Origin of the sequence: Saccharomonospora azurea NA-128, from assembly GCF_000231055.2 — a bacterium.
Lineage (GTDB): Bacteria > Actinomycetota > Actinomycetes > Mycobacteriales > Pseudonocardiaceae > Saccharomonospora > Saccharomonospora azurea.
Genome location: NZ_CM001466.1, coordinates 1405624 through 1422785 on the forward strand (window position 1 = coordinate 1405624; position 17162 = coordinate 1422785).

Annotated in this window: 15 protein-coding genes and 1 tRNA gene; 7 read left to right on the forward strand and 9 right to left on the reverse strand. The window is 69.0% G+C overall.

The features are described from left to right. Positions 1–18: 18 nt before the first annotated feature. Positions 19–921 (forward strand): GNAT family N-acetyltransferase, encoded by a 903-nt coding sequence (locus tag SACAZDRAFT_RS06340; protein ID WP_232286370.1) that lies wholly within the window; start codon positions 19–21, stop codon positions 919–921. A 10-nt stretch (positions 922–931) separates the two neighbouring features. On the opposite strand, the gene SACAZDRAFT_RS06345 is transcribed toward SACAZDRAFT_RS06340, so the two are convergent. After that, positions 932–1495, reverse strand: coding sequence for a hypothetical protein (locus tag SACAZDRAFT_RS06345; RefSeq protein WP_040927687.1), 564 nt, complete (start codon positions 1493–1495; stop codon positions 932–934). A 120-nt stretch (positions 1496–1615) separates the two neighbouring features. Beyond that, positions 1616–4318, reverse strand: a complete 2703-nt coding sequence (polA, locus tag SACAZDRAFT_RS06350) for a DNA polymerase I (RefSeq protein WP_040927688.1) — start codon at positions 4316–4318, stop codon at positions 1616–1618. An 85-nt stretch (positions 4319–4403) separates the two neighbouring features. Here polA and SACAZDRAFT_RS06355 point away from each other — a divergent pair, with 85 nt between their 5' ends. Then, positions 4404–4844, forward strand: a complete 441-nt coding sequence (locus tag SACAZDRAFT_RS06355; protein ID WP_005439828.1) for a PaaI family thioesterase — start codon at positions 4404–4406, stop codon at positions 4842–4844. 196 nt (positions 4845–5040) lie between these two features. Next, the gene (locus tag SACAZDRAFT_RS06360) at positions 5041–6408 is read left to right on the forward strand and encodes a hypothetical protein (protein WP_005439830.1); all 1368 of its coding nucleotides are present in this window, start codon (positions 5041–5043) and stop codon (positions 6406–6408) included. A gap of 54 nt (positions 6409–6462) precedes the next feature. Here the strand turns inward: SACAZDRAFT_RS06360 and SACAZDRAFT_RS06365 are convergent, their stop codons facing one another. After that, positions 6463–7077, reverse strand: coding sequence for an ANTAR domain-containing response regulator (locus SACAZDRAFT_RS06365; RefSeq protein WP_005439832.1), 615 nt, complete (start codon positions 7075–7077; stop codon positions 6463–6465). Between the two features lie 210 nt (positions 7078–7287). On the opposite strand from SACAZDRAFT_RS06365, the gene SACAZDRAFT_RS06370 reads away from it, so the two are divergent. Continuing rightward, a tRNA-Leu gene (locus SACAZDRAFT_RS06370) sits at positions 7288–7361 on the forward strand. 275 nt (positions 7362–7636) lie between these two features. Here the strand turns inward: SACAZDRAFT_RS06370 and SACAZDRAFT_RS06375 are convergent. Further along, on the reverse strand, positions 7637–9028 hold the full coding sequence (locus SACAZDRAFT_RS06375; protein ID WP_005439834.1) for an amidohydrolase family protein: 1392 nt from the start codon (positions 9026–9028) through the stop codon (positions 7637–7639). Between the two features lie 161 nt (positions 9029–9189). After that, positions 9190–9945, reverse strand: a complete 756-nt coding sequence (locus SACAZDRAFT_RS06380; protein WP_005439835.1) for an Atu4866 domain-containing protein — start codon at positions 9943–9945, stop codon at positions 9190–9192. 304 nt (positions 9946–10249) lie between these two features. Between SACAZDRAFT_RS06380 and SACAZDRAFT_RS06385 the strand changes: the two genes are divergently transcribed. The 3 genes from SACAZDRAFT_RS06385 to SACAZDRAFT_RS06395 all read left to right on the forward strand — a co-directional run bounded on the left by SACAZDRAFT_RS06385 (position 10250) and on the right by SACAZDRAFT_RS06395 (position 12090). Then, positions 10250–10549 (forward strand): Atu4866 domain-containing protein, encoded by a 300-nt coding sequence (locus SACAZDRAFT_RS06385; RefSeq protein WP_005439837.1) that lies wholly within the window; start codon positions 10250–10252, stop codon positions 10547–10549. 360 nt (positions 10550–10909) lie between these two features. After that, positions 10910–11332, forward strand: coding sequence for a VOC family protein (locus SACAZDRAFT_RS06390; protein WP_040927927.1), 423 nt, complete (start codon positions 10910–10912; stop codon positions 11330–11332). Further along, positions 11329–12090, forward strand: coding sequence for an SDR family NAD(P)-dependent oxidoreductase (locus tag SACAZDRAFT_RS06395; protein WP_005439840.1), 762 nt, complete (start codon positions 11329–11331; stop codon positions 12088–12090). The genes SACAZDRAFT_RS06390 and SACAZDRAFT_RS06395 overlap by 4 nt, the downstream gene beginning before the upstream one ends. Positions 12091–12175: 85 nt before the next feature. Here SACAZDRAFT_RS06395 and SACAZDRAFT_RS06400 read toward each other — a convergent pair whose 3' ends face one another. The 4 genes from SACAZDRAFT_RS06400 to SACAZDRAFT_RS06415 form a co-directional block, all read right to left on the reverse strand. After that, on the reverse strand, positions 12176–13366 hold the full coding sequence (locus SACAZDRAFT_RS06400; RefSeq protein ID WP_005439841.1) for a glycoside hydrolase family 64 protein: 1191 nt from the start codon (positions 13364–13366) through the stop codon (positions 12176–12178). A 242-nt stretch (positions 13367–13608) separates the two neighbouring features. Next, complete coding sequence (locus SACAZDRAFT_RS06405; RefSeq protein WP_005439844.1) at positions 13609–14946, reverse strand: MFS transporter; 1338 nt, start codon at positions 14944–14946, stop codon at positions 13609–13611. 35 nt (positions 14947–14981) lie between these two features. After that, positions 14982–15986 carry a PDR/VanB family oxidoreductase gene (locus SACAZDRAFT_RS06410; protein ID WP_005439847.1) on the reverse strand — a complete coding sequence of 335 codons (1005 nt, stop codon included), beginning with the start codon at positions 15984–15986 and terminating at the stop codon, positions 14982–14984. Beyond that, complete coding sequence (locus SACAZDRAFT_RS06415; RefSeq protein ID WP_005439849.1) at positions 15986–17119, reverse strand: aromatic ring-hydroxylating dioxygenase subunit alpha; 1134 nt, start codon at positions 17117–17119, stop codon at positions 15986–15988. Before SACAZDRAFT_RS06415 ends, SACAZDRAFT_RS06410 begins: the two co-directional genes overlap by 1 nt. Between the last annotated feature and the right edge of the window lie 43 nt (positions 17120–17162).

Genomic DNA, 17162 nt, shown 5'->3' on the forward strand with positions numbered 1-17162 from the left:
ACGACCGACGGGCCTTCGATGACCGAGCCGACAGACCTGGTCGCCGACCAGAACCAGCGATGGGCGTCGCTGGACCCGTTGTTGGCTCACGGCACCGAGCCGGGGCCGGGCCGCACCGTGGTGGCGACGTTGGCCGACGGTTCCCGAGCCACCGCCGTCCTCGCCGAGCATCACGACCGGGGACAGCACGTGTGGACCCTCACGCCGTTTCTCGGTCGGCACGGCGGTGCGGGCATGGACGCCGTGTTGCGGGCCCTACGCGCTCACCTCGACCGTTCTCCCCCACCGGCCGACTCGGTGTGCACGTTGACCTGGCCGAGCCGGGACGCCGACTGCGTTCGCCCGCTGCTGCTCCACGGCCTCGTGCCCGTCCTCGCGCTCGGAGTGCGCACCACCGTCGACGCGGTGTCGCGAACGACTCCGAACGCGGTCGAGGTACGGCCCGCGGAGCCCGACGACGCCGAGTCCGTCGAGCGGCTCGCCCGGCAGGAGACCGAACACTCGTCGCTCTTCTCCGTGTCCGCTCCGCCGAACGGTCACACCGAGGACGCCGTGACCGACGCACTGCACACGCCCGGTCTGATCTGGGTGGCGGAACGTCGCGACACGGCCGCGAACCCGGTCGTGGGACTGATCCAGCTCAGGGAGGTCGAGTCGGACTCACCGGAGTTCGAGGGACTTCTCCCCGCGGGGAGATGGGGGCAAATCGTGCGCATCTCCGTGCGTCCCGACCTGCGAGGACGTGGCGTCGGACGGGCTCTGTCCACCACCGCCCACGCGGCCTTCGCCCGCGCCGGCCTGCGACGCGGTGTCGTCTGGTACAGCCCCCTGAACCCCCGCGCGTCGGTGTTCTGGCATCGGCAGGGCTACCGGCCGCTGTGGACCGTGTGGCAGTGCAGCCCGGCCTCGGCGCTGCGTTGAGCGCGCCGGGCTAGCCGACCGCCGGATGCGCCCGGCGGGAGAACAGCGCCGCCAAGCCGTGCACGCGAGGACGTGGCGCCGCGGGCTGCACTCGACGAAGCCCGACGTCATGCCGCGCCGGGGGCGCCCCGGCCAGCGCCTGCGCCACTGCCGCGCGGACACCGTCGACGATCTCGGTCTGCCCGAGGGGACGGCCGTTGCGCGCGGACATGTTGCCGAGGAAGACGTGCTGGACAGCCCGGCCGACAGCCTGCTCCGGCACCGCCCCGACATCGCTCATCGAGCGCACGTCGACCACCGGAGCCATCGGGGACAGCAGCGGCTCCACCGCGTTCATGACGGCCGGCCGGTCCGCGTCGTGCAGCCACACGACGACCAGGTCGACGAACTCACCGTCCAACGCCCTGTCGACGTCGCGGACCAAGGCCTCCGGCTCGTCCCATCGCGCCTCCACCCAGATCGCCCGACCGGTGGGATGAGTCACCTCGTCTGCGGGTACCGGCACGTACCGGCGGCTAGGCTGCACGACGCGCCAACCGTCGCTCACCAGGTCGCGCGCGACGTCACTCAACATGCCGGCCCCAGTGAGAATCAACGCTGTCCGATCCACTTTCAGGAGTTACCCGAACGGGCGAACCAGCAATCCTGTCCGGCTTGTGACGTCGTTCTCCCGGCGTTCTCCCGGCTCCACGGCTCAGTGCGCGGCGTCGTTCCAGGAACGGCCGTAGCCCACCGACACCTCCAACGGCACCGACAGCGCGTACGCCGAGCCCATCTCCTCGCGCACGAGACGCTCCACCACCTCGTGCTCGCCCTCGGCGATCTCCAGCACCAGTTCGTCGTGCACCTGGAGCAGGACACGGCTGCGGAGCTCCTGTGCCGTGAGTGCGCGGTGCACGCCGAGCATGGCGACCTTGATGATGTCCGCCGCACTGCCCTGGATCGGTGCGTTGAGCGCCATGCGCTCCGCCATCTCACGCCGTTGCCGGTTGTCGCTCGTGAGATCGGGCAGGTACCGGCGGCGGCCGAAGATGGTCTGCGTGTAGCCGTCCTTGGCCGCGCGGTCGACCACACTGTGAAGGTAGTCGCGCACGCCCCCGAAGCGCAGGAAGTACTCGTCCATCAGCGCCCGCGCCTCCTCCGTCGAGATGCGCAACTGCTGCGACAACCCGTACGCGGAGAGCCCGTACGCGAGCCCGTAGTTCATCGCCTTGATCTTGGCGCGCTGCTCGCCGGTGACCTCGGTGGGTTCGACGTCGAACACCCGCGCCGCCGTCGAGGCGTGGAAGTCGAAGCCCGACTGGAACGAGTCGATGAGCGCCTCGTCGTTCGACAGGTGCGCCATGATGCGCATCTCGATCTGGCTGTAGTCGGCGGTCATGAGCTCGGCGTAGCCCTCCCCGACCACGAACGCGTCGCGAATGCGCCGCCCCTCCTCGGTGCGCACCGGGATGTTCTGCAGGTTGGGCTCCACCGACGACAGCCGACCGGTCGCCGCGATCGTCTGGTGCAGCGTCGTGTGGATCCGGCCGTCGTCGGCGATCGACTTGATCAGCCCTTCGACCGTGCTGCGCAACCTGGTGGCGTCGCGGTGTTCGAGCAGGTGCTGCAGGAACGGGTGTTCCGTCTTCTCGAACAGAGTCTGCAGCGCGTCCGCGTCGGTGGTGTAGCCGGTCTTGGTGCGCTTCGTCTTCGGCATGCCGAGCTCGTCGAAGAGCACCACCTGCAACTGCTTCGGCGACCCGAGGTTGATCTGCTTGCCGATCACCTCGTACGCCTGCTCGGTGGCCTGCTTGACACGGCTCGCGTAGTGCGCCTCGAGCGAGGTAAGCGCGTCGGCGTCCACCGCGATACCGGCCGCCTCCAGCTCCGTGATCACCAGCAGCAGCGGCAGTTCGATGTCGCTCAGCAGCTCGGTTCCGCCGGTGGCGGTGAGCTCGTCGGACAGCGCCGACGACAGTTCGAGGATCGCCCTCGCCCGCACCAGCTCGTCGTGCACCACCTTGCTGTCGGCGTCCGTGTCGAGCAGGGACAGCTGCCCGTCGTTCCCGCTCTCCGAGCGCAACTCGCGGCGCAGGTAGCGCAACACGAGGTCGTCCAGCCCGAACGACCGCTGCCCGGGCCTCACGAGGTAGGCGGCGAGCTCGGTGTCCATGACCAGGCCCGCGAGCCGCCAGCCCCGCGCCCGCAACGCGTGCAGCGGAGTCTTGAGCGAGTGGCCCACCTTGCGCACGTTCTCGTCGGCAAGCCACGCGGCGAGCGCACGCTCGTCCTCCTCGGTGAGGGTGGTGACGTCGAGGTAGGCGCCCTCGCCGTCCGGAGCCGCGAGGCTGATCGACTGCACGTCCGACGAGACGGACGATCCCGTGGTGGCGAAGGCGAGGCCCACCTTCGCCCCCGACGGCGCGTGCCGTGTCAGCCAGTCGGCCACAGTGCCCGGTTCCAGCGCGGATCCCGCGACCTCGAAACCGGAGTCGGCCTCCGGCTCGGCACTCGACAGCGAGGCGAACAGGCGGTCGCGCAGTACCCGGAACTCGAGCTCGTCGAACAGGCGGTGCACCGCGTCCCGGTCCCAGGGGCGCACCGCGAGGTCGTCAGGCCCCAGCTCCAGCGGCACGTCGCGCACCAGCTCCGTGAGCCGGCGGTTCATCATCACCGAGTCGAGGTGACTCCGAAGCGCGTCGCCCACCTTTCCCTTGACCTCGTCGACGCGGTCGATCAGCTCGCCGAGCGAGCCGAACTGACGCACCCACTTGGCCGCCGTCTTCTCCCCCACACCGGGGATGCCCGGCAGGTTGTCGGAGGGGTCCCCGCGCAGCGCCGCGAAGTCGGGGTACTGCACCGGCGAGAGCCCGTACTTCTCCTGCACCCCGGCGGGGTCGAACCGCACCAGGTCGGAGACGCCCTTCCGCGGGTACAGCACGGTGACCGAGTCGTTGACCAGCTGCAACGCGTCCCGATCGCCGGTACAGATGAGGACCTCGTAGTCGTCGCCCGCCTGCGTGGTGAGGGTCGCGATCAGGTCGTCGGCCTCGTAGCCCTCCTTCGCCAGCACGGGGATCGAGAGCGCGGCGAGGATCTCCTTGATGAGCTCGACCTGCCCGCGGAACTCGTCGGGCGTCGCGGTCCTGTTGGCCTTGTAGTCGGCGAACGTCTCGGCACGGAACGTCTTGCGCGAGACGTCGAACGCCACGGCCACGTGTGTCGGGGCCTCGTCCCGCAGGAGGTTGATCAGCATGGAGGTGAACCCGAACACCGCGTTGGTGACCTGACCGGTCGACGTCTGGAACCGGTCGGCCGGGACCGCGAAGAACGCGCGATAGGCCATCGAGTGGCCGTCGATCAGCAACAGCCGCGGTGTGTCGTTGGCAACGGAGGTGTTCTGCTTGGGGCTCACGCCCGTGAGTCTAGGGTGAGGGTGCGACAGCCTCACTGCGCGTCGACCTCCGAACCAGAACAGCCGAGCACCAGGGAGCCACGTGGTGACCGAGAACCCCTCCGAGCAGCTCAGCGCGCTTCTCGCCGGCGTCTCCCCCGAGATCGCCGAGCAGCAGCTCAACGACAAGCTCGGCATCACGTTCGTGGATCTCACCGCCGAACGCGTGAGCGCGGTCATGCCGGTCAAGGGAAATCTTCAGCCCTTCGGGCTACTGCACGGGGGCGCCAACGCTGTGCTGGCCGAGTCGCTCGGCTCGATCCTCGCGGCGTTGAACGCGGGCCCCGACCGGGTTGCTGTGGGCCTGGAGTTGTCGTGCACCCACCACCGTGCCGTGACGTCCGGGTCCGTCACGGGAGTGGCCACCCCGCTCCACGTCGGGCGGTCGACGGTGACCTCGGAGATCACCATCACCGACGACGAAGGCAAGCGCACCTGCAGCGCGCGACTCACCTGTGTCGTGCGCGACCGCAAACCCGGCGCCTGAGACGTCACTGGCGGCTCCGTTCGCACCGCCCCCCGATACGGTGAAGAACGTCTTTCGTCACCACGAGCGACAGCGGTGAACGCGCAGCTCAACCGGGCTTACCCCGGTCGACGTGACGGGAGGCCCGTCTCGCGGGCGCTCCCTGGCCGTCGAGAATGCTCGCTCGGGGTTTTCCGCCACGGCTAGCCTGTGCGCCATGAGCTCCCGCGATCACCTTCGGGCCGTCGACCCGTCCGACGGCCCGGATCCGGCCGACATCCACTACCGCGAGTTGCTGGGCGCCGACCGGCTCGCCCCGCTTCGGCTGCCCGCCGAGTCGACGCTGGCCGACGCGGCCCGCCGGAGCCCGCTGTTGGCCGTGACCCGGGCACTCGCCCTGTGGGTCGGCGACGGGCGTCGCGTGGACGACGAGACTGGGACACTGAGCGCGGACGATGCCCGCACCGCGGCGGCCGATCTGTCCAACACGGACGGTGTGACCACCGCAATCCCTGTCACGACACGCGATGTGGCACAACACTGGGAGCTCGCCGACGACCTGGGATTCATCGACATCGGCGAGGCGAGCGCCACCATGGCGTCCGGAGTGGACGATTGGCCCGACGGCGACGACGGCACCGTGCTCGATGTGTGGAAGCAGGCGTTCGCTTCTCTCTGCGCCTGGAGTGCGGCGCTCGACGTCGAGCTGGCCGGCGAACCGAGCCTCCGGTTGCAGGGCGCGGGCGCCACGGTGCTGCCGCTGTTCGCGGCCCGGGAGAACGGCCTGAGCCGAGCCGAGCTGAGTGCGATGGTGCACGAGGTCGCGGTGATCGACGCCGACGGCGAGTGGTCCGAGGACGGGTGGCAGAGGTGGGTGTCCGTGCACGGCGATCCCGCCGAGACCCTCTACGACCGGCTCGCGTCACTCGGGGCGGTGGAGCGGACCGACGAGACGGTCCGGCTGACACCTCTGGGCCTGTACGCGCTGTGGTCGGAGGTGCACACGGAAGTCGACATCCCGCTCCTGCCGGCGGCCGAGCAGATGTGCGCGACCGACATGGTGTCGATCGCGCTGCTCGGCACCGACGAGCAGGTCAGGGCGGAGTGGCAGGCGTGGTCGTCGACCAGGGAGCCGGTCGACGCGGCGCGAGAGCTCGCCGCGGTCGCCGCCGAGGGGAGCCCCGGTGAGCGCGCGTCGGCGGTCGCGTTGCTGCACGAGCTCGGCGCCGACGTCCACGACGTGTGGCGCGATCTGCTCGGCGTGGCCCCGCTGCGGCCCTATGCGAAGCAGGCGTTGAGCGAAGCCGTGGGCGGGAATGCGGAGTGGAACCTGACCGACCACGACGTCGCGTGGCTGACAGCCGACATGTTCTGCGACGTCGACGTCGACAATCCGCCGGAAGGGATCGGGGATCTGCTGTCGTCCACGGTTCACGCGGGTGAGGAGAGCGTCTTCGAGGTGTTGTGGAAACTGGACCATCCGGGCGCACCTGACACTCTGCGCGTGATCGGCCGGTACCACCCTGACAAGAAGGTGGCGAAGGCCGCCCGTAAGGCCGCGTTCAAGGTCGAGCGCGCCGGTTGACGTGGCGGCGGGCGGATCCACGTCCACCCGCCTGCCGTGTCCCTACTTGCCGTCCTACTTGCCGACGTTCTCGATGACCGCCTCGGCGACGGCCTTCATGGTGGTCCTGCGGTCCATGGCGGTGCGCTGGATCCAGCGGAACGCGTCCGGCTCGCTGAGGCCCTGGTGGGTCATGAGCAAGCCCTTGGCGCGGTCGATGGTCTTGCGCGTCTCGAGGCGGTCGGTGAGTCCGGCGACCTCGGCTTCCAGCGCCTGCAGCTCGGCGAAGCGACTCACCGCGAGCTCGATGGCGGGCACGAGGTCGCGCTTGGCGAAGGGCTTCACGAGGTAGGCCATCGTGCCGGCCTCGCGCGCGCGTTCGACCAGGTCGCGCTGGCTGAAGGCGGTAAGGATGACGACGGGAGCGATACGGTCGCCGGTGATCTTCGCAGCTGCCTCGATGCCGTCGAGTTTCGGCATCTTGACGTCGAGGATCACGAGGTCGGGTTTGAGCTCTCCGGCCAACTTGATGGCCTCTTCCCCGTCGCCCGCTTCGCCGACCACCTCGTAGCCTTCTTCGCGAAGCATTTCGACGAGGTCGAGACGGATCAGCGCCTCGTCTTCAGCGACGAGAACGCGGCGCTGCGGAGCGGGAGCGGCGTCGTTGGCCTCGGTAGCCGCTTCGGTCACCGGGCTCCTCCTGGGAACGATCGACGGGTATGGATGGTTGCGGTGTTCCGCCCTGTTGAGGTTACCGGTTATCGCCGGTCGCGTCGGGATGGCGTTCACCACGTGCTGTGACCGTCACAGCCACCCGCCACACACGCCGTCCAGCGACGTCACGAGGGCGCCAACCCCGGTGCCACTCGACCAAGCGACACGGAGTAAACTGCCTACCACGCCCCCGTAGCCCAATCGGCAGAGGCAGCGGACTCAAAATCCGTCCAGTGTGCGTTCGAGTCGCACCGGGGGCACTCACTGTGACCACACGAAACGGCCCCTCACCAGGCACGATGCGGTGAGGGGCCGTTCTTGTGTGGTCCGGCTGTGTCCGGCTGTGTCCGGCTACGTCCCGCCGTCACCGGCTGGCTGCGGTCTATTCGCGGTCTCGGGCGGCTGCCATGGATGCCAAAACCGACAACTGCTCACGACGCTTGTCCTCCGGTCCGTGCATAAATTCGGCCCACCGGCCCCATTGGTCCGCCTGGCGCCGCCAGCAATCCCACGCACGTTACAGCGACTACCAGCGTCAGGCAGCCGGGGTGTTCAGCACGTAGTCGCGCGAGGCGTGGACCTCGCGGCGCAGGGCTGGCAGCTCCACGTCGAGGACGTGGCCGTTCCACTTGCGTACCTCACCGTCGACGAGGACAGCACTGATGTTGCGGGCGTCGGAGCCCAGCACGACAGTGCCGATGGGGTCGTTGAGCGGCATGTTGTTGAGGTCCTCGGCCCGGATGACCAGCAGGTCGGCCTTCTTGCCCGGCGTGAGCGATCCGGTGACGCCCTCCAGGCCGTTGGTACGGGCACCCTGGAGGGTGGCGAAGTCCAGGACGTCGTGGGTGGTGATGCGGGCGGGCTGCTCGTCGGTGCCGTGGGCGGCGTTGACGGCCCGCATCCGCTGGATGGCGTGCAGGGTACGCATCTGCGTGAACATGTCGCTGACCAAGGCGACTTCGACGTCGATACTCAGCCCGGGGCGGATGCCGGCGGACAGGGCCTCGTCCACGGCGGGGATCGCGGTCTCCAGGCCGATCTGGGCGTCGGAGGTGGGGGCGAGCGCCACGGTGGTGCCGGTCTCCCCCATGGCCTTCCATGCTTCGGGAGTCAGTCCGGTGGCGTGGATGAGGGTGACGTCGGGGTTGAGGATGCCGTCCTCGGCCCAGCGCAGGATCGCCTCGGAGGAGGCCTTACCGAAGACCGCGTCCACGCTCACTCCGATACCCAGGTCCTTCGCGACGCAGGCGAGGTCGGGACCGTAGGCGAGTGCCGGGCCGGCGATCTCGTCGGTGGCGAGCGTCGCCAGGCGCAGGGTCAGCAGCTGGTCGTCACTGCTGAAGTAGCGCTCCTTGAGGCGGGTCAGGTCGCCGGGCCACTGCTTGTCCCAGTCGCCGAAGTGCGGGCCCATTGAGGCGTGCACGCCGCGGATGCCGGTGTCGCGGAGAGCCTCGACTGCGGCGTCGGAGTGTTCCGGAGTCCGGGAGTTGTGGGAGAAGTCGAGCATGGTCGTGATGCCGCTGTCGATCGCGGTGAGGGCGGCCAGCTTGGTGCCGATGTACATGTCCTCTGGCCGGTAGACCGGGGCGTGTCCCGCCAGAGTGGACATGACGTAGGCGCCGAGGTCGTCGACGTCCGGCATGATGCGGCGCAGCTGGGCCTCCCAGGCGTGCCGGTGGGTGTCGACGAAGCCGGGGCTGAGGACGGAGCCGGAAGCGTCGACGACCACGGCGTCGCCGGGATCGATGTTCGGACCGATCGCGGTGATGGTGTCGCCATCGACGAGCAGGTCGGCGTCGTGCAGGACGCCGAGGGCGGGGTCCATGGTGACGATGGTCGCGCCGGTGAACAGGATGCGCCGTTCGTCCGCAGGGCGGCACCGGATCCGGTCGAGGACGGCGGCGCTGGTGGTGTCGTTGACGTTCACGAGGGGATCTGCTTTCCGTAGCTCTCGGGGAGGGGTGGTGGGCTGTCGGCGCAGCTGCACTGCTCGGTTTCCGGTCCTGGTCGGGCCGACCAGGGCAGCCAGTGCACCGTTTGCCGGTGTCGCGTGCTCAGGACCAGGACGTGTACCGGCGCGACCGGCGGTCAGCTGCGCTTCATGACGTAACCCGCGTGGTGCAGTTCGTCGGCCTCGAACTTCCCGTAGGCCCAGAAGCCGAGGTCGTCCAGGTAGTCGATGCGGTCGCCGTCGATCCAGAACCGGCCCTGGTAGGCGTGGCGGCGGCCGCCCCGGGTCTCGTCGTAGCGGCCGTCGGCGGTGAGTTCCTGGTGCAGGAAGCCCTCAAGGTCGATCCAGACGCCGAGCCGTGGGTTTCCGGCCAGGTCCGGTGCGGCGGGGATGCCCGTCTCTGCAACGGTGGGTCTGCCGGGGACGTCGGTGCCCGCCCACAGGACGGGGCGACCGGCTGCGACCAGCGCGCGGACCTGCTCCGGGTGGGACATGAGAGTGGCCAGCGCGCTGGGCACATCGTCGGCCAGTTCGTCGGGCACCGCCAGGAAGTCTGCGGTATTGCCCGGTGTCAGCGTCGCCACGTACTCCGGGCGTCGGCCGCGTCCGCCAACCAGTGCGACGGTGTCCACTACGGCGGGGACGACGGTCGTACCCGCGCAGTCGACGACGATAGCGTTGTCGTCGACTGCCGCGGTGACGATGGCGGGACCGACGCCCACGATCAGGGAACCGACGAACAGGATGTCGGCACCGGTCACGGTCCCGATCAGAGGGTCCATCGTCACGATCCGGGCGTTGGTGAACAGGACCGGACGGCCACCGTCGTTCGCGACGATCTCGTCGAGGGGCTTTCGGTTCCAGCCCATGGTGTCGGTGTAGCTGATGGTCATGGTGTTCCTCAGGGGTCGGCTCGTCGGTCGGTCCGACGAGCGAGGTGAGCGCCCATGCGGGCGGGGGAAGCTGCTCGGCGGTTGCCGCAGCCGCATGACCACCAGGTTCGTCGCCGTGCGGCATCGGAACCAGACCGCTGTGTCCCTGGGTGTGCGGCACCCAGGGCGCCCCTGCTCACGACGGCATATGCGGGACGGCGCCACACCGTCTCGCTCGCGATCGTGGGTGCACGTCCCCCAGGAGGCCCACTCCTGGGGAGACGGCGACCTGGCTGCTCCGCGCCGCGAGGCCGAAACTGGAGCCATGAGCGGCAACGACACACCTCGCGACCTGCACCCCTACGTCGGCATGTGGGTGACCGCGGACGGACACATCCGCCAGGAACTACTGCCGAACGGCCGCTACGACGAGGCCCGAGGAATGCGTCGGAGCGCCTACACCGGCCGGTACACCGTCACCGGCGATCACATCGACTACGTCGACGACACCGGCTTCACCGCCACCGGTGACATCCGCGACGGTGTCCTCTTCCACGAGCACCTGGTGCTCTACCGCGAGGGCGACCAGCGCATCCGGCAGGAAGGCACGGTGTCGCGCGGTTGACAGTCACCACGGATTTCCGTTGAGGCCATTCGTTTCGGGGCCCCGGCGCCGGGAACGGGCGGCCGACGCCGCGCGTACGAACCCTTCTTCCCGCAGGTTCGAACCACCACCCGAACGCCCACGGGCAGAGGCTGGAGAAGCTCGGTGGCGGAGCCGCGGTGTTACCGGAGTGTCGCCTGGGCCCCTCGTCCGGCCGCACTGAGCGAGCCGAGTAGGGCGAGAGCATCGTCCAATGTTGATCTCCGGACAAGCTGCGAGACCAGCCCTGGTCCGGGCCCGGAAGTACATTGTCTTGATGTTGACGTTAGGACGATGATTCGGTCACGCTGCTCGGACGCCGACCTCACCGAAGGGATCCCGATGTCTCACCGACCCGCTGTTCACCTGGCCATCCCGGTCGACGACCTGGTAGCCGCCCGCAGCTTCTACGGGCAGGTACTGGGCTTGCCCGAAAGGCGCAGCACCGACCACTGGGTGGACTGGAACCTCGAGGGCCACCAGTTGGTGCCCCACCTGGTGGCGGTCGCGCCGCAGCCGGCCGGCACCAGCCTGGTGGGGCAGCACCAGGTGCCGATCCCGCACTTCGGTCTGCTGCTGGACGAACAAGCCTTCCACCGGTTCGCCAAGCGGCTGCGAGCCGCCGGGGTGAGGTTCGACATCGAGCCGCACCTGCGCTTCCCCGGCGAGCCCGGTGAGCAGTGGACCATGTTCTTCCGTGACCCCGCGGGCAACGCCCTGGAGTTCAAGTCCTTCCGTGACGAGTCGATGGTGTTCGCCCGATGAGGGGCGTGCTGGTCACCGGCGGATCTCGGGGTATCGGCCGCGCCGTCGCGACGGCCTTCGCGGCCGGCGGCGACCGGGTCGCGGTGCAGTACGCGGGACGCCGTGCGGACGCCGAACGGACTATGCGGGAACTGCCCGGCACCGGACACACACTGATCCAGGCTGACCTGGGCGAATCCGGCGCGGCGGAGCGAGTCGTCGCCGAGGCCGTGGCCGCGCTCGGCTCGGTGGACGTGCTGGTGAACAACGCGGCCGTGGCACCCACAGAAGAGACCCGGCATTCGATCGCCCAGACCTCGCTGGACCACTGGCAGCAGGTCTGGCGGCGGATGGTGGACGTCAACCTCCTGGGCGCGGCCGACCTGTGCTGGGCCACGGCCCGCCATCTCGTGGACCGGGGCGCCGACGGGGCGATCGTGAACGTCGGTTCGCGTGGTGCGTTCAAGGGCGAACCGGACTTCCCCGCCTACGGGGCGACCAAGGCGGCGCTGCACGCCCTCGGCCAGTCGCTGGCCGTGGCGCTCGCCCCGCACGGCATCACGGTCACCTCCGTCGCGCCCGGATTCATCGCCACCGAACGGCAGACGGCGAAACTGTCCGGCCCCGAGGGCGAGCGCCTGCGTGCCGAGAGCCCCTTCGGCCGGGTCGGCACACCGGAAGAGATCGCCGCCGTCGTGCATTTTCTCGCGTCCCCGGCCGCGAAGTGGACCTCCGGCACCGTCGTCGACCTCAACGGCGCGTCCCACCTGCGTACGTGACCCTGCAACAGCGGTGACCCGCGAGGAACATCGACAACGTTATCCTCAGGTCACCGCCCCGATCGCCGGCCCGCCGGCCACACGCTCAGCGGATCGCGCCGAGTGTGACCGTCAGCAGTTCGGGGTCGCCGTGGTTGACCTTGCCGCTGTGGTCCTCGTCCGGGTTCGCGCTGACGTCGTCGTAGGCGAAGGCGTAGCCCTTGCCGTCCGGCAGGTTCTCGTGCACGACGCGGGCGTAGTGGTTCGTGACCGGATGCTGGTAGAAGGTCGCCGGATTCTCGCCGTGCGGCTGCTCGGAGTTGATCAGCAACGTGGTCCGGTTGAAGGCGGCGGCCAGCCGGGGAACGATGGCCTTGCGCTCCTCGCTGTCGGTCGCCGGGTTGTTGGCGAACGGTCCGCTGTTGCAGCCCCAGATGTCGCCCGTGGTCGGCCTGCCGAAACGCTCCGCGCCGAACACCAGGTCGCCGCCCTCCACCCGGCCTTCGAGGATGCCGATGTCGCCGCGCTGCGAGTCGACGATCAACGGTTCGCTCGCGTACTTCTGCCACACCTGGTCGACGTACTCGTCCAGGTACCCCGCGAAGTCGCCGGCCCGGTGGTTCGGGTTGAGCACGCGGAGCACGGTGCCGTTCGCCTCCTGGACGCAGGTCGGCCACGCGCCGCCCTGGTCCCGCAGCGCCGAGGCGATGCGGTCGATCGCGCCGCTGGGCAGGCCGGGAACCTCCTGGATTCCGCCCGCGTGCGCCAGGTGCAGGCCGACCGGGGCGGCGACGAAGTCGACGTAGCTGATGTTCGCGTACAACTGGACGGAATTGAGCGTGAACTCGGCGAACGTCCAGTCCCTGCCGAAGTTCGGGTCGGTGTCGGAGACGAAGTTCGGGTGCACGACCGCAGTACCGCCGTCGCCCCCCTGCACGGCGAAGAAATCGAGCCTGTCGTCGGTCACGAAATACACCCGCGCGCCGTACATGCGGGGAACGACGACCTCGGTCGAACCATTCACCGGAATCGCGGGATCCTCCCCGAGCGGCTCGGGTACCGGACCACTCGCCGCCGGGTAGTACACGCTGCCGTCGGCGCGGACGAACATCGCTCGACCGTCCGCATCCGCCTGGCCGGCGATATAGGCGTAGGCGGTCCTACCGGAGTTGTTGACCAGACGGAACCGCAGGCTTTCCGGCGCGGCCATCGCGAACGGAGCGGTCAGCGCTCCCGCCCACAGCGGCGAACTGAGCGCCGCAGCCGAGATTCCGAGAAACCGCCGACGTGAGACCATGGATGTCCTCCGAAAGCAGCGCGTCGTTTCGAAAAACTCGATAGACACGCAGTGTTCCGGCCAGGTCCGGTGCGACGCTACCCCCGAAAGTTGTTCCGCAGACACTCAGGGCGTGCCGTGACCGCCGCATTTCAATGAGCGCGTCAGCGTTTTCGTTGAACGCGCAGTCGACAGGGAACACCACGAAGGCGGGCCGGTCGGAGTGACGACCGGCCCGCCTTCCGCGTTATCCGAGAATCACCTCAGGCGGCAGCCAGTTCCTCCTTCGCCGCCGGAGTCGACTCGGGGTCGTGCTTGCGCAGTGCGACCAGGACGACCGCGCAGATCGCCACGACCACGGCGGCGCCGACGTAGAGCTGCGTCGCCGTGGCACCCGCGTCCTTGAGCATTCCCGCGATGGTCGGGGACAGGATCGCGCCGATCCGGCCCATGCCGAGCGCCCAGCCCATGCCGACGCTGCGGACCTTCGACGGATACAGCGGCGGCCCGACGGTGTACGCGCCGGCGATGCAGCCGTTGATCAGCGCTCCGACGAGGACACCGATTCCGAACCCGAGCCACAGGATCGACGTGCTCAGGATGAAGACGATCATCATCGCCGCGGAGAGCAGCGAGAATCCGATCAGGACCACCCGCGGCGTCCGCACGCGAGCGGCGACTCCGTAGAGCACCGATCCGACGGTGCCGCCGATCGAGATCGCCATACCGGCCGTGACCGCGGCGCTCTCCGAGAGCCCTTCCTCCACCAGCAGAGTGGGAGTCCAGCTGTTCACGAAGTAGAAGCCGAACATGATGGTGATGAAGGCGATCCAGAGCAGGATCGTGGGCCTGAGAAGCCGCTTGAGCCAACCCCGATCGGCCTGCCCGGCCTCCTGCCGAGCGGTGGCCGCCCGGTCGAGGTCGGTCTCGCTGACGGAGTCCAACCCCATCCGCGTCAGGGTGCGGTTGATCCTGTCCAGCGCGGCCCGCGGACGACGCTGTTCGAGGAAGGCGACCGACTCGGGCAGAAGCAGCGCGATGACGATCAGCGCGATCAGGGTGCCCGCACCGCCCGCGTAGAAGACGATGCGCCAGTCACCGCCCACCGTGGCCTTCGCGACCACGCTCGCCAACGTCGCACCGATGCCGTACCCGGCGGTGTAGATGCCGATGGCGAGCCCGCGGTTCTTCGCGTTCGAGAACTCGCTGGCGATCACGTTGGTGCTCGCCAGGATGCCGCCCACGCCGATACCGGTGATGAGGCGGAAGGCCCCCATCACCGTCACCGACGGGGCCATCGCGGCGCCGAACATGCCGATCGTGCCGAGGGTGAGGCTGATCAGGATCAGCGGTCGACGACCGATCAGGTCCGCGAAGGGGGCGAGCAGCATCGACCCCATGGCCATGCCGATCAGACCGACCGAGACCAGCAGCCCGAACTCCGAGCCGTTCAGGCCGAACTCCTCGGTGACCGAGGGGCCGGTGAAGGCGATCGCCATGACGTCGAAGCCGTCGAGGCAGTTCATGAAGGTGCAGAGCGCGACGATCAACCATTGGTAGCCGGACATCCGAGCCGCGCCGATGCGTTCAGTGATGTTCATGAGGCGTCCAGAGGTGAGGGATCCGGTACGCCGGATCAGGTGAGGTGGAGGGTGACGGTGGCACGGTCGCCGCAGCTCCCGGCCGCCACCGCACGCGAAACGCAGAGGCACAGATGGGTGGTGCGTTCCTTCTGCGCTTCGCTGAGGAAGACGTCACGGTGGTCGATGGTGCCGTCCACCTCGATGACCTTGGCGAGACACAGTCCGCACTCGCCCTTGCGGCAGTCCGACAGCGTGTCGACCCCGGCGGCGTCCAGCGCGTCCAGGATCGACGTGTCGGGTGCGACCACGACCTCGCGGTCGTGCTGGGGAAGCCGCACCCGGAACTCCTCCGCGCCGAACCGGCCGCTGGACCCGAAGGTCTCGAACCGCAGGTTGGGCTCCGGTAGAGCGTGTTCGGTCCAGCTCGACTTGATCGCGTTCATCAGACCGATCGGACCGCACATGTAGAGCTCGGTGGCGGCCGCGTTCGGTGTCGCCGCGATGTCGCCGACGAGGTCGGGCACCGACAGCGGCGTGCCTTCGTCGTCGACGTGGACGCGGAGCCGGTCGCCGTGCTCGGCTTCGAGTTCGTCGAGGTAGGCCATCACCCGGCGACTGCGGCCGACGAACACGAGCTCGTAGTCGGCCCCGCGGCGACGCAACGACGACGCCATCGCGACCAGTGCGGTGATGCCGATGCCGCCGGCGACCAGGACGTAACGACCGGCGCCGACCGCGAGCGGGAAGTTCTGCACCGGGCCGGTGACGGTGAGCTCGTCACCGACGGCCAGTGCGTGCATCGTCTCCGAACCACCCCGGGACTGGGACGAGAGCTGCACGCTGAGCGTGAGTCGGCGCCCACCGTCCTCGGACCGCACGACGGAGTAGGAACGGACCTGACGTCGGCCGTGGATGTCCAGCGCGACGTCGACGTGCGTCCCGGGGGCAGCGTGCTCGGGATGTTCGACCTCCAGCGCGATCCGGCGGACGCCCTCCGCCACGTACTCGGCCTCGACGACCTTCCCGCGCTGCCAGCGCGACTGCGACTGCACCGCCATCAGGCACCTCGCCCGACCGCGGGAGCCGCCGACGGCCGCCCCTCGGCTGCCAGCATCCGCTCCAGGATCCGACGCACCCACATCCCGCCGGTGTCGATGTTCAGGCTGTAGAACTCGTGGTCGGGGTTGGCGTCGATCGCGTCCTGCTGGGCGCGCAGCATGTCCTCGTCCTCGGCGAAGACACCGTGCACGCTCTGGCGCAGCTGGGTGGTGATGGTCTGGCTGTCCAGGCGGTAGTTGCGCATGAACGCCCAGAAGTAGTGGCAGGAGCGGTGCGTCTCGGGGGTGATCGTGTTCATCACGTAGCCGTTGACGCCCTGGCTGCGGTCACCCTCGGGTGCGCCGGTGCCGGCCTTGGCGACGCCCACGTCGATGCAGATGGTGCTCGGCGCCTCGAACGTGATGATCTGCCAGCGGTCGACCTTGCCCTCGAAGCCGGGGAACTTGTCGCGCATGTTCTTCAGCCAGAACGGCGGCGGGTCGATGTCGCGCATCCACCGGGTGACGGTGACCGTGTTGCCTTCGTGGACCACGTCGAACTCGGCCTCGGAGAGCTCCTCCTGGCCGATGCTCGACGCGTGGACGAACTCCTCGTGGGTGAGGTCCATGAGGTTGTCGAGCACCAGCTGGTAGTTGCAGTCGGCGTGGATGGTCTCGCCGTCACCGGCCCAGCCCGGGTCGTCCATCTGGTGCATGTCGGGCACGGTGTCGGGGTCGGCCAGGTCGGGATCGCCCACCCACACCCAGACGTAGCGGTAGCGCTCGACGACCGGGTAGGAGGGCACCATCGCGCTCGGGTTGATCGTCTCCTGCGCGGGCATGGCCGTGCAGCGACCCGTCGCGTTGTAGCGCAGGCCGTGGTAAGGGCACTGCAGCTCATCGCCGAGGATCTTGCCCTTCGACAGCGGCGCGAGCCGGTGCCAGCACGCGTCCGCGAGCGCCACGGCGCGGCCCTCGCTGTTGCGCCACAGCGCCAGCGGGACTCCGGCGATGGTGCGGGCCAGCGGCTTCTTGGTGGTGACCTCGTGATCCCACGCCGCGACGTACCAGGCGTTGCGGGGGTGGTTGAAGATCTTCGCGGCGGCGGTGGTGGGCGCCGTGGTGTCCGCGGGGGGAGGGGTAGTCAGCGTCATTGGGGACAACTCCCTATGGAGAGAGGTATCTGTAGGGTGGGCC

Coding starts and splice junctions, on each gene's coding strand:
- SACAZDRAFT_RS06390 (WP_040927927.1), top strand. CDS start 10,910: ATGTCTCACCGACCCGCTGTTCACCTGGCCATCCCGGTCGACGACCTG.
- SACAZDRAFT_RS06415 (WP_005439849.1), bottom strand. CDS start 17,119: ATGACGCTGACTACCCCTCCCCCCGCGGACACCACGGCGCCCACCACC.
- SACAZDRAFT_RS06345 (WP_040927687.1), bottom strand. CDS start 1,495: ATGTTGAGTGACGTCGCGCGCGACCTGGTGAGCGACGGTTGGCGCGTC.
- SACAZDRAFT_RS06410 (WP_005439847.1), bottom strand. CDS start 15,986: ATGGCGGTGCAGTCGCAGTCGCGCTGGCAGCGCGGGAAGGTCGTCGAG.
- SACAZDRAFT_RS06395 (WP_005439840.1), top strand. CDS start 11,329: ATGAGGGGCGTGCTGGTCACCGGCGGATCTCGGGGTATCGGCCGCGCC.
- SACAZDRAFT_RS06405 (WP_005439844.1), bottom strand. CDS start 14,946: ATGAACATCACTGAACGCATCGGCGCGGCTCGGATGTCCGGCTACCAA.
- SACAZDRAFT_RS06360 (WP_005439830.1), top strand. CDS start 5,041: ATGAGCTCCCGCGATCACCTTCGGGCCGTCGACCCGTCCGACGGCCCG.
- SACAZDRAFT_RS06340 (WP_232286370.1), top strand. CDS start 19: ATGACCGAGCCGACAGACCTGGTCGCCGACCAGAACCAGCGATGGGCG.
- SACAZDRAFT_RS06380 (WP_005439835.1), bottom strand. CDS start 9,945: ATGACCATCAGCTACACCGACACCATGGGCTGGAACCGAAAGCCCCTC.
- SACAZDRAFT_RS06400 (WP_005439841.1), bottom strand. CDS start 13,366: ATGGTCTCACGTCGGCGGTTTCTCGGAATCTCGGCTGCGGCGCTCAGT.
- SACAZDRAFT_RS06385 (WP_005439837.1), top strand. CDS start 10,250: ATGAGCGGCAACGACACACCTCGCGACCTGCACCCCTACGTCGGCATG.